The organism is Streptomyces europaeiscabiei (assembly GCF_001550375.1).
GTDB classification, from domain to species: Bacteria; Actinomycetota; Actinomycetes; order Streptomycetales; family Streptomycetaceae; genus Streptomyces; species Streptomyces europaeiscabiei.
Genome location: NZ_LRTR01000066.1, coordinates 1 through 10,874, shown reverse-complemented (window position 1 = coordinate 10,874; position 10,874 = coordinate 1). Strand labels below are relative to the sequence as shown.

10 protein-coding genes and 1 pseudogene are annotated in these 10,874 nt (G+C 72.9%); 8 read left to right on the top strand and 3 right to left on the bottom strand.

Annotation, left to right across the window (positions count from 1 at the left end):
• From AWZ10_RS02980 to AWZ10_RS02960, 5 genes and pseudogenes are all read left to right on the top strand, one after another.
• Positions 1-724 (top strand): annotated as a pseudogene (locus tag AWZ10_RS02980) (TIM barrel protein); the annotation flags it as partial.
• Between the two features lie 134 nt (positions 725-858).
• Complete coding sequence (locus tag AWZ10_RS02975; protein WP_079104280.1) at positions 859-2,310, top strand: alkaline phosphatase family protein; 1,452 nt, start codon at positions 859-861, stop codon at positions 2,308-2,310.
• A 19-nt stretch (positions 2,311-2,329) separates the two neighbouring features.
• Positions 2,330-3,514 carry a cytochrome P450 gene (locus AWZ10_RS02970; protein ID WP_060890369.1) on the top strand — a complete coding sequence of 395 codons (1,185 nt, stop codon included), beginning with the start codon at positions 2,330-2,332 and terminating at the stop codon, positions 3,512-3,514.
• An 82-nt stretch (positions 3,515-3,596) separates the two neighbouring features.
• Complete coding sequence (locus tag AWZ10_RS02965; RefSeq protein WP_060890368.1) at positions 3,597-4,106, top strand: O-acetyl-ADP-ribose deacetylase; 510 nt, start codon at positions 3,597-3,599, stop codon at positions 4,104-4,106.
• Between the two features lie 234 nt (positions 4,107-4,340).
• Entirely contained in the window at positions 4,341-5,186 is an 846-nt protein-coding gene (locus AWZ10_RS02960; protein ID WP_060890367.1) for a hypothetical protein, read from the top strand.
• A 6-nt stretch (positions 5,187-5,192) separates the two neighbouring features.
• On the opposite strand, the gene AWZ10_RS02955 is transcribed toward AWZ10_RS02960, so the two are convergent.
• Positions 5,193-5,561, bottom strand: a complete 369-nt coding sequence (locus AWZ10_RS02955; RefSeq protein ID WP_037704028.1) for an ArsR/SmtB family transcription factor — start codon at positions 5,559-5,561, stop codon at positions 5,193-5,195.
• Between the two features lie 57 nt (positions 5,562-5,618).
• On the opposite strand from AWZ10_RS02955, the gene AWZ10_RS02950 reads away from it, so the two are divergent.
• The 3 genes from AWZ10_RS02950 (at position 5,619) to AWZ10_RS02940 (ending at position 9,891) form a co-directional block, all read left to right on the top strand.
• The gene (locus AWZ10_RS02950; RefSeq protein ID WP_208618435.1) at positions 5,619-7,598 is read left to right on the top strand and encodes a heavy metal translocating P-type ATPase; all 1,980 of its coding nucleotides are present in this window, start codon (positions 5,619-5,621) and stop codon (positions 7,596-7,598) included.
• 217 nt (positions 7,599-7,815) lie between these two features.
• Positions 7,816-9,312 (top strand): AlkA N-terminal domain-containing protein, encoded by a 1,497-nt coding sequence (locus AWZ10_RS02945; protein WP_079104279.1) that lies wholly within the window; start codon positions 7,816-7,818, stop codon positions 9,310-9,312.
• 78 nt (positions 9,313-9,390) lie between these two features.
• Positions 9,391-9,891 carry a methylated-DNA--[protein]-cysteine S-methyltransferase gene (locus AWZ10_RS02940; protein WP_046706910.1) on the top strand — a complete coding sequence of 167 codons (501 nt, stop codon included), beginning with the start codon at positions 9,391-9,393 and terminating at the stop codon, positions 9,889-9,891.
• Between the two features lie 36 nt (positions 9,892-9,927).
• Here the strand turns inward: AWZ10_RS02940 and AWZ10_RS02935 are convergent, their stop codons facing one another.
• Positions 9,928-10,674 carry a response regulator gene (locus AWZ10_RS02935; RefSeq protein ID WP_409000742.1) on the bottom strand — a complete coding sequence of 249 codons (747 nt, stop codon included), beginning with the start codon at positions 10,672-10,674 and terminating at the stop codon, positions 9,928-9,930.
• Positions 10,671-10,874 (bottom strand): ATP-binding protein (locus AWZ10_RS02930; protein ID WP_482258088.1); only part of this gene is annotated, 204 nt, incomplete at its 5' end. The genes AWZ10_RS02935 and AWZ10_RS02930, both read right to left, overlap by 4 nt.

The window sequence follows — 10,874 nt, the reverse complement described above, 5'->3', positions numbered from 1 at the left end:
GCCGCCGGGCCGCGCCGACACCGCGCGCCGCGCCCTGGACCGGCTCACCGCCGGGCTCGCCGGGATCGAGTCGGACACCGGCCGCCGTATCCGGGTCGGCTTCGAACCGGAGCCCGGCTGCGTCGTGGAGACCACCGCCCAGGCCGTACGGGAACTGCGCGGCCTCGACCCCGAGCGGCTCGGGGTCTGCCTCGACGCCTGCCACCTCGCCGTACAGTTCGAGGAGCCGGACGCCGCCCTGCGGCGCCTCGCGGACGCCGGGCTACCCGTCGTCAAGCTCCAGGCGTCCTGCGCGGTCGAGGCCACCGACCCTGCCGACCCCGCCGCCCGCGCTGCCCTGCGGCGCCTCGCGGAGCCGCGGTTCCTGCACCAGACGCGTACGGCGGCGGAGCAGGAGGCCCCGCAGGTGCGGGGTGTCGACGATCTGCCGGACGCGCTGGACGGGGGCCTGCCCACGGACACCGGTCCCTGGCGTGTCCACTTCCACGCCCCGCTGCACGCCGACCCCGAGCCGCCGCTCCGCACCACCGCCGACCAGCTGAGCCGGGTCCTTGCCGGGCTGCTCGGCGGGGCCTCGGCCGACTGCGACCACATCGAGGTCGAGACCTACACCTGGTCCGTCCTCCCCGAACCGCCCACCGACCTGCCCGGCGGTATCGCCGCCGAACTCGCCTGGGCCCGCGACCGGTTGACCGGCCTGGGCCTCAAGGAGGACCAGAAGTGAGTGTCCGAACCAGCCGTACAGGGCCACCCATGGCCACCGACCCCGCCCCGCCCGGAGGCCACCGATGAGCACGCGAACCAGCCGCAGGGAGAACCTCCGATGAGCACGCGAACCAGCCGCAGGGAGAACCTCCGATGAGCACCCGACCCCACCGGCTCGTCGTCCTCGACATCGTCGGCCTCACCCCCAAGCTGCTCAAGCACATGCCCGCCGTGGCCGCCCTCGGCGAGCGCGGCTTCCGGGCCCGGCTCGACCCCGTGCTGCCCGCCGTGACCTGCGCGGTGCAGTCCACGTTCCTCACCGGCGAACCGCCCTCCGGGCACGGCGCGGTGGGCAACGGCTGGTACTTCCGGGACCTCGGCGAGGTGCTGCTGTGGCGCCAGCACAACGCGCTCGTCGGCGGCGAGAAGATCTGGGAGACCGCCCGCAGATCCGACCCCGACTACAAGGTCGCCAACATCTGCTGGTGGTACGCGATGGGTGCGGACGTCGACCTCACCGTCACCCCACGCCCGGTCTACTACTCCGACGGCCGCAAGGAACCCGACTGCTACACCTGGCCGCCGACCCTGCACGACGAACTCACCGACCGGCTGGGCCCGTTCCCCCTGTTCACCTACTGGGGCCCCAACGCGGGCATGCCCTCCACCCAGTGGATCCTGGGCGCCGCCCGCCAGGTCTTCGACGAGCACGACCCGGACCTCACCCTCGTCTACATCCCCCAACTCGACTACGAGCCCCAGCGGTCCGGCCCCGACTCGCCCGCCACGGTCCGGGCGGCCCGACAACTCGACGACGCGCTGCGCCCGTTGATCGACCACTTCCTGAACGCGGGCGCCACGGTGGTCGCGCTCAGCGAGTACGGCATCACTCCCGTCTCCCGCCCCGTGGACATCAACCGGGCCCTGCGCCGGGCCGGACTGCTCCAGGTGCACACCCAGGACGGCATGGAGTACCTCGACCCGTGGACCTCCCGGGCCTTCGCCGTCGCCGACCACCAGATCGCCCACGTGTACGTGCGGGACCCGGCCGACACGGCGGGGGTCGCCAAGATCCTCGCCGAACTCGACGGCGTGGAACAGGTGTTGGACGCCGAGGGCAAGGCGGCCCACGGCCTGGACCACGAACGCTCCGGCGAACTGGTCGCAGTCGCCGCCCCCGACGCCTGGTTCACGTACTACTACTGGCTCGACGACGAACGCGCCCCCGACTTCGCCCGCCAGGTCGAGATCCACCGCAAGCCCGGCTACGACCCGGCCGAGCTGCTCTACGACGAGACCGTCCCCGCGGTGAAGCTCCGCGCGATCGGCCAGGTCGCCCGCAAGAAGCTGGGCCTGCGCTACCGCATCAGCACGGTGCCGCTGAACCCCGCCGGCGTCAGCGGCAGCCACGGGCGCCTGCCCGCCGACCCCGACGACGGGCCCGTACTGCTGTGCTCCGCACCCGAGCAGGTCCGCGAAGGATATGCCGCCACCGAGATCAAGGGGCTGTTGCTGGCGTTGGCAGGACTGACCACCGCCACCGCCACCGCCACCGCCACCGCCGACGACGACCGGCGCACCGGCCCCCGCCCCAGCACCGACTAGCACCGGGAAGAACACAGCGATGAGCACGTACCCCCCACTGCCCACCGAGCGTCCCCTGCTCGACCCCGCCCCCGAATACGCCAAGTGGCAGGCGGAGGAGCCGATCCGGCGGGTGACGGTCTGGGGCGACAACAGCCCCTGGCTGATCACCCGTCACGACCACGCCCGGGCCGTCCTGGCCGACCCGCGCTTCAGCGCCGACTCCACGCGTGAGGGCTTTCCCCCTCTGCGTCCGCAGGCGCCTCCGCGCGGCCCCGGTCAGTTCTTCGCCATGGACCCGCCGGACCACACCCGACTACGGCGCATGCTCATCCCGGACTTCACCTTCCGCCGTGTCGAGGCACTCCGCCCCGCTCTGGTCCGGATCTGCGCGGACCTGCTCGACACGATGACGGCCGACGGTGCGCGGGAGGCAGACCTCGTCACCGCGTACGCGCTGCCACAGCCCGCCCTCGTCATCTGCCGGCTGCTCGGAGTGCCGTACGAGGACCACGGCTTCTTCCACCAGCAGGCACAGGCGTTCACCAGCTTCAGCACCGGCGACGTCGATGTGCTGGGCGCCCGCAGGGCCCTGTACGGCTACCTCGGCGAACTCCTCGCGGCCCGGACCCGTGAGCCGGCCGACGATCTGCTCTCCCGGCTGGCCACGGAACGGGTGGCGACGGGCGAGGCCACCGTCGAGGAGGCGATCGGCGTGGCCTTCGTGCTGCTGCTCGCGGGCTTCGAGACCACCGCGAACATGTTCCCCCTGGCGGTCGTCGCCCTGCTGCGCCATCCGGAACAGCTCGCCGCCCTGCGTGGCGAGCCGGAGCTGTGGCCCGGCGCGATCGAGGAACTGCTGCGCTGGCTGACCGTCTCCCACTGGGGCCTGCGGCGCGTCGCGACGGAGGACGTCGAGATCGGTGGTGTCCGTATCCGCGCCGGGGACGGTGTCGCGGTGGCGATCCAGACCGCGAACCGGGACGCGTCCGTCTTCCCCGGCGCCGAGGCCCTGGACGTGCGCCGCGACGCGTCCGGCCATCTGGCCTTCGGCCACGGACTGCACCAGTGCGTCGGCCAGTCCCTCGCCCGCGCGGAACTCCAGGTCGGCCTGCCCGCCCTCTTCGACCGCCTGCCGAATCTGCGTCTGACCGCACCGCCGGAGGAGCTCGCGCTGCCGATGGGCGCGATCCACGGGGTGCGTTCGCTGCCGGTGGGATGGTAGGCCGACAGGGCTTGCTCCGAGGCCGACGACGCCCGTCGAACTGGGGGGCTCGCACGTCCCGTCGGCTGATATAGAGGCGGGCATGACCACCATCACCCTCGTCCGGGGCGACATCACCCAGCAGTCCGTCGACGCCATCGTCAACGCCGCGAACTCCTCCCTCCTCGGCGGGGGAGGAGTGGACGGCGCGATCCACCGGCGCGGCGGCCCCGGCATCCTGGCCGACTGCCGCAAGCTCCGTGCCTCGCATTACGGCAAGGGCCTACCCACCGGCCAGGCCGTCGCCACCACGGCGGGCGACCTGGATGCGCGCTGGGTGATCCACACGGTCGGCCCGGTCCACAGCCAGAGCCTCGACCGTTCCGCCCTCCTCGCCTCCTGCTATCGCGAATCCCTGCGCGTCGCCGACGAGTTGGGAGCCCGCACGGTAGCCTTCCCCGCCGTGTCCGCCGGTATCTACGGCTGGCCGATGGCCGACGCGGCCCGGATCGCCGTGCAGACCGTCCGTACCACTCGGACGTCGGTCGAGGAGGTCAGGTTCGTCCTCTTCGACGACGAGGCGTACGCGGCGTTCGCCGATGTGGCCGGCTGACATCGGCGCCGGGCGGGAGGCGGCCCGGCGTGTCGCACTCCCGCACTCTGACGGACGAACGACCGAAGGGTGTCGAACGGAGTCGTACGGAGCTGTCCGTCGAGATAAACACGCTGGTCAGGGTCGTCGGCGTGTAACGGTCGGCGGGGTGGGTGCCCGCCCGTGATCGGTTGCGGCGGGCCGTACCGCCTCCCACGGTGAGCGCAAAGGACAGCAGCTTCGAAAGGAACGTGCATGCGCGCCCTCGTCTCCCGTGGTCTCCTCCTGTCGCCCCTGGTCTGCGGGGCACTGGTCTTCGGGCCGGTCGGCACCGCCACCGCTGCCGTCGACGTGGGCCGCACCTCCTCGGACCGCACCTCGATGGGGACCGCGGCGGTCCCCGAAGCCGATCTGGACGACTTCTTCGACGCGTTGGACGCGGAGATCGACGCGCTCCTGGCGAAGGAGGAGGCCGACGTGGACGCGCTCATCGCGAAGGAGGAGGCCGACGTGGACGCCCTCATCGCACAGGAGGAGGCCGAAGTGGAGGCACTCCTCGCCAAGCTCGACCTCGAACTGGACGGGCTGCTGGCGGACATCGACGCCGACACCGCCACGGACGCCGACGCCGCCGCGACCGACGCGGAGGTGCTGCTCGACCAGCTGGGCCTGCTCGACCGCATGGATCAGAGCGACGTACTCGCCCCGCTGCTCGACGAGTTGACCACCATCGCCGAGCTGGACGCCGACCGACTCGACGCGACCGAGGCGGCCCGGCACGTCGAGGCCCTCCGGGCGGCCAACACCACCGTGCAGCAGCGGTTGCAGAAGCTGGAGGCAGCGGCCCCGGTCACCACCGGCCGGGCCACCGCGGCGGCCGACCCGGTCGCGGATCTGCCGACCACGCTCCAGCCCGCGGTCGACGCCCTGATCAAGGCGCTGACCTCGCTCGACCTGGGCACCGTGCTGGGCGCGGTGACCGGTCTGCTCGCCCCGATCCTCGAAGCCGTCACCGGACTCCTGCAGCCGGCCCTCGGCCTGGTGGGTGGTGTCGTCGGCGTCCTGCCGCCCACGACACTGCCGGCGCTTCCCGCGGCGTGAGCGCCCTCAGTCCCCGTCCGGTGCGTCGCTGAGCCCCAGCCTCAGGTGCTCGACGTGATATACGGCCTGGTCCAGCAGCTCGGCGACATGGTGGTCGTGCAGCGCGTACACCACCGAACGGCCCTGCCGCTCGCCCACGACCAGGCCGAGGTTGCGCAGCAGACGCAGCTGGTGGGAGCAGGCGGACTGTTCCATCCCGACCTCGGCGGCCAACTCGGTCGCCGGGAGCGGGCCTTCGCGCAGCCGGGCCAGGATCAGCAGGCGGGACGGGGTGGAGAGGGCCTGGAGGGTGGTGGCCACCTTGGCGACGTTGGCCGCGTCCAGGCGCACGCGAGGGGTGGCGTCCTGCGCTGAGGTGACGGCTCCATGACCCATGGCGGGTATCTTACCCATCACGCATGAAGGCATGAATGAGTCTTCATGTGTTCCTGTATGGTGTGCGGCGTGTCTGCCACCCTCGCCCCGTCACCGGCCCGCCGCACGGCCACGCCGACGGCCGCCCGCCGCCGTACCCGGATCCTCGCCCTGCCCGAGGCCCGCTGGGCGCTGGCGTCGACCGTCGCCTTCCTGTTCGCCTTCCCGCTGGACCTCGCAGGGGCCTCCGCCTGGCTGTACGGCCCGCTCTACGCGATCGCGTACGTGGCCGGCGGCTGGGAACCCGCGCTCGAAGGGCTGCGGGCCCTGCGCGAGAGGAGCCTCGACGTCGACCTGCTGATGATCGTCGCGGCGCTGGGCGCGGCCGCGATCGGCCAGGTCCTCGACGGCGCCCTGCTGATCGTCATCTTCGCCACCTCCGGCGCGCTGGAGGCCCTGGCCACCGCCCGCACCGCGGACTCCGTACGGGGGCTTCTCGATCTCGCGCCCACCACGGCCACCCGGCTGTCGGCGGACGGCTCCGCCGAGGAGACGGTGCCGGCCGAGCGACTCGCCGTGGGTGACGTGGTGCTGGTCCGCCCCGGCGAGCGCATCGGCGCCGACGGGCAGGTCCTGGAGGGGGAGAGCGAGGCCGACCAGGCCACCATCACCGGCGAACCGCTGCCCGTCCCCAAGGCCCCGGGTGACGAGGTCTTCGCGGGCACCCTCAACGGCACGGGCGTACTGCGCGTCCGCGTCGCACGGGACCCGGCCGACTCCGTGATCGCCCGCATCGTGAGCCTCGTCGAGGAGGCCTCCCGCACCAAGGCACCGACCCAGCTGTTCATCGAGAAGGTGGAACAGCGGTACGCCGTCGGGGTCGTCGTCGCCACCCTCGCCGTCTTCGGCATCCCGCTGGCCTTCGGCGAGGACCTCACGGCCGCGCTGCTCCGCGCCATGACCTTCATGATCGTGGCCTCGCCCTGTGCGGTCGTCCTCGCCACCATGCCTCCGCTGCTCTCCGCCATCGCCAACGCCGGCCGCCACGGTGTTCTGGTCAAGTCCGCCGTCGCCATGGAGCGACTGGGCGAGATCGATGCCGCCGCCCTCGACAAGACCGGCACGCTCACGGAGGGCACCCCCGAGGTCACGGCCGTACGGCCGCTGCCGGGCTCCGGGCTCGACGAGGACGGGCTGCTGGCGCTGGCCGCGGCAGCCGAGCATCCCAGTGAGCATCCGCTGGCCCGTGCGGTGGTGGCCGCCGCCGGGGCCCGGGGGCTGCGGGTGGCCGCCGCCGAGGGCTTCGTGGCCACGCCTGGGCGGGGGGTCCGGGCGACCGTCGAAGGGCGTGTGGTGACCGTGGGGCGGCTCGCGGAGAGCGGCGGAGTGGCCGACGGAGGGATCGCCGACGCGGAAACCGACGGCGGTGAGGACCTCGACGGGACGACTGTCGTCGTCACGCGGGACGGGGACGCTGTCGGGACGCTCACCCTGGCCGACCGTCTGCGCCACGACGCACCCGCCGCGGTGGGTGCGCTCGCCGCCGTGACCGGGGCCTCGCCGACCCTGCTGACCGGGGACAACGCGCGTGCCGCCGCCCAGGTGGCCGCCGACACCGGGATCGCCGACGTGCGGGCCGGGCTGTTCCCGCAGGACAAGGTGGCGGCCGTACGAGAGCTGCAGGGCGGGGGCCGCAAGGTGCTGTTCGTCGGGGACGGGGTCAACGACGCGCCCGCGCTCGCCGCCGCGCACTCCGGGGTGGCGATGGGGCGGGCCGGGTCCGATCTCGCGCTGGAGACCGCGGACGCGGTGGTGGTGCGGGACGAGCTGGGCGCGATTGCGGCGGTGGTGAGGCTGTCGCGGGCGGCTCGGCGGTTGGTGGTGCAGAACCTGGTGATCGCGGGGGTCTGCATCGCCGTGCTGGTGGTGTGGGATCTGGTGGGGCATCTGCCGTTGCCCCTCGGGGTGGCCGGGCACGAGGGGTCCACGGTGGTGGTGGGGCTGAACGGGCTGCGGTTGTTGCGGGAGGCCGCGTGGGGGAGGGCTGCGGGCGCCTGAAGGGGTGCCTGTGGTGAGGGGGCCGCACGTGTGGTGAGGCGCCCGCACCCGCGCTGAGGCGCCCGCGGGTCGCTTGTGGCTGGTCGAGCCCGCGCGGCGGAGCCGCGCACGGACACGGCCCCGCGCCCCTTAGAGTCTCGGCGGTCACCAGGTGGCCCCCGCCTCCATGTCGGATTTCCGCCAGCCCTCCGCCGTCCCCCTCCCCGATGCTTGAGTCATGCGGAACGGGATGTACAGCGACACGGAGCGGTGTGTACGGGCCGTGCGGTCGAAGGACGCGCGGTTCGACGGGTGGTTCTTCACGGCCGTGGTGACCACGCGGATCTACTGTCGGCCGAGTTGCCCGGTCGTGCCGCCGAAGGCCGAGAACATGAGGTTCTATCCGAGTGCGGCGGCCTGTCAGCAGGCCGGGTTCCGGGCGTGCAAGCGGTGTCGGCCGGACACGAGTCCCGGGTCACCGGAGTGGGATCAGCGGGCGGATCTCGTGGCGCGGGCGATGCGGCTGGTGGGGGACGGCGTGGTGGACCGGGAGGGCGTGCCGGGGCTGGCGCGGCGGCTCGGCTACAGCTCTCGGCAGGTCGAGCGGCAGCTGCTGGCCGAGCTGGGCGCGGGCCCGCTGGCGCTCGCCCGTGCGCAGCGGGCGCAGACCGCGCGGCTGCTGATCGAGACGACCGCGCTGCCGATGGCGGAGATCGCGTTCGCCGCCGGGTTCGCGTCGATCCGGACGTTCAACGACACGGTGCGGGAGGTGTTCGCGCTGTCGCCGACCGGCCTGCGCGAGCGAGTGACACGGTCGGCGCGGCGACCCTCCGACTCCCCCGGTGCATCTGGGGTGTTGAGCCTCCGGCTGCCGTTCCGGGCCCCGCTCAACCCCGACAACCTCTTCGGTCACCTCGCCGCGACCGCCGTACCCGGAGTGGAGGAGTGGCGTGACGGCGCGTACCGGCGCACGCTCCGTCTGCCGTACGGCCACGGCGTCGTGGGCCTCACGCCGGAGCCCGACCACATCGCCTGCCGGCTCAGCCTCAGCGACCTGCGGGACCTGCCCGTCGCCATCAGTCGCTGCCGCCGCATGCTCGACCTGGACGCCGACCCGGTCGCCGTCGACGAGCAGCTGCGCACCGACCCCGTGCTCGCGCCGCTGGTGGCCAAGGCGCCGGGGCGCCGGGTGCCGCGTACCGTCGACGAGGCCGAGTTCGCCGTACGGGCGGTGCTCGGACAACAGGTGTCCACGGCCGCGGCCCGGACACACGCGGCCCGCCTGGTCGTCGCGCACGGCGAACCGGTCGACGACCCCGAGGGCGGTCTCACCCATCTCTTTCCGTCCCCCGAGGCGCTGGTGGCCGTCGACCCCGAGACCCTCGCGATGCCCCGCACCCGCCGGACCACCTTCACCACCCTGGTGCGGCAACTCGCGCACGGAGAACTGCACTTGGGTGTCGACAGCGACTGGGCAGAGACCCGCGCCCGCCTCCTCGCCCTCCCCGGTTTCGGCCCCTGGACCGTCGAGGTCATCGCCATGCGCGCCCTCGGCGACCCCGACGCCTTTCTCCCCGGCGACCTCGGAATCAGGCGTGCGGCACAGGAGTTGGGCCTGCCGTCCACCCCGGCGGCGCTCACCGACCGTGCGGCCGCCTGGCGGCCGTGGCGTGCGTACGCGGTCCAGTATCTGTGGGCGACGGACAGTCACCCCATCAACTTCCTTCCCGTATGAGCCCGTTCCTGGCAGATGCATCTCCCATGGACCGCTAGTGACCTCCAAGGACCGCCAGTGACCTTCTAAGGACCTCTCATGAATCACACGACGCCGCAGACGCGGCACACCGTCGTCGACAGCCCCTACGGTCTCCTCACCCTCGTCGCCGACGACGGGGTCCTGTGCGGGCTCTACATGACCGAGCAGCGCCACCGTCCGCCGGAGGAGAGTTTCGGCGTACGTGACGACACAGGCTTCGCCGAGCCGGAGGAGCAGTTGGAGGCCTATTTCGCGGGCGAGTTGCAGGAGTTCGCGCTCGAACTCCGGCTGCACGGCACCCCGTTCCAGCGTCTGGTCTGGGAACAGCTCACACGGATCCCCTACGGCGAGACCCGCTCGTACGGCGATCTCGCCGGCGCCCTCGGCAACCCCAAGGCGTCCCGCGCGGTTGGCCTGGCCAACGGCAAGAACCCCGTGGGCATCATCGTCCCCTGCCACCGTGTGGTCGGCTCCGACGGCAGCCTCACCGGATACGGCGGCGGCGTGGAGCGCAAGCAGCGCCTGCTGGACTTCGAGCAGGGGACCGCTCTCTTCTGAGGGGCGAAGGGGGCGCCACGGGTGCCGGGTATCGGATCACGGCAGCAGGCGGCGCTCCTTCGCCACGGCCACCGCGCCCGCCCGCGTCTCCACCCCCAGCTTGCCGTAGATGCGGCCGAGGTGGGTCTTGACGGTCGCCTCGCTGATGAAGAGGGCTCGGGCTATCTCCCGGTTGCCGAGCCCACGGGCCAGCTGGCCGAGGATCTCGTGCTCGCGCTCTGACAACGTGGGCCGTGGGCTGCGCAGTTGGGCCATCAGCCGGTCGGTCACCGGCGCCGACAGCGCGGTACGGCCGGACGCGGCGTCGCGGATCGCCGCGAACAGTTCGTCGGGCCGCTCGGCCTTGAGGAGATAGCCGGTGGCTCCCGCTTCGATGGCGCGGCTGATGTCGGCGTCGGTGTCGAACATGGTGAGCACGAGGACGCGGGGGACAGGCGCGGGCGGGGCCGTGGGGGAGTACTGGGTGTCGGCCGGCCGTGTCGTCAGCCGACGGGTGGCCGTCACGCCGTCCACTCCGTCGCCGAGTTGCAGGTCCATCAGCACCACGTCGGGGTGCAGACGGGCGGCCATGGCGAGCGCCTCCTCGCCGGTGCCCGCCTCACCGACCACCTCGATGCCCTCGGCACTGGACAGCAGCGCGCGCAGCCCGGCGCGTACGACGGCGTGGTCGTCGCACAGCAGGAGCCGCACCGGCGGCCGGGCTACCGGCGGTGGAGGAACGGGCGGTGGACGAACGGGCGCGGGCGGTGAAGCACCCGGTGGTGAGGGGACCGACTCGTTCATGGGACGCGCTCCTCGGTGATGTCGAGGCCGACCGGTGTACGGGGGACGGCCGCCGACACCACGGTGCCCTCGCCCGGCGTGGACTCCACGGTGAGTGTGCCGCCCGACTGGCGGGCCCGGATCCGCATGGCCGGCAGCCCGTGTCCGCGCTCCCGGCCCGGTGCGGCGCCCGCCCGGCCCTCCTCGGCGACCGTCGGGCG

Coding starts and splice junctions, on each gene's coding strand:
- AWZ10_RS02935 (WP_409000742.1), bottom strand. CDS start 10,674: ATGAACGAGTCGGTCCCCTCACCACCGGGTGCTTCACCGCCCGCGCCC.
- AWZ10_RS02945 (WP_079104279.1), top strand. CDS start 7,816: ATGCGGAACGGGATGTACAGCGACACGGAGCGGTGTGTACGGGCCGTG.
- AWZ10_RS02965 (WP_060890368.1), top strand. CDS start 3,597: ATGACCACCATCACCCTCGTCCGGGGCGACATCACCCAGCAGTCCGTC.
- AWZ10_RS02970 (WP_060890369.1), top strand. CDS start 2,330: ATGAGCACGTACCCCCCACTGCCCACCGAGCGTCCCCTGCTCGACCCC.
- AWZ10_RS02955 (WP_037704028.1), bottom strand. CDS start 5,561: ATGGGTCATGGAGCCGTCACCTCAGCGCAGGACGCCACCCCTCGCGTG.
- AWZ10_RS02975 (WP_079104280.1), top strand. CDS start 859: ATGAGCACCCGACCCCACCGGCTCGTCGTCCTCGACATCGTCGGCCTC.
- AWZ10_RS02960 (WP_060890367.1), top strand. CDS start 4,341: ATGCGCGCCCTCGTCTCCCGTGGTCTCCTCCTGTCGCCCCTGGTCTGC.
- AWZ10_RS02940 (WP_046706910.1), top strand. CDS start 9,391: ATGAATCACACGACGCCGCAGACGCGGCACACCGTCGTCGACAGCCCC.
- AWZ10_RS02950 (WP_208618435.1), top strand. CDS start 5,619: ATGGTGTGCGGCGTGTCTGCCACCCTCGCCCCGTCACCGGCCCGCCGC.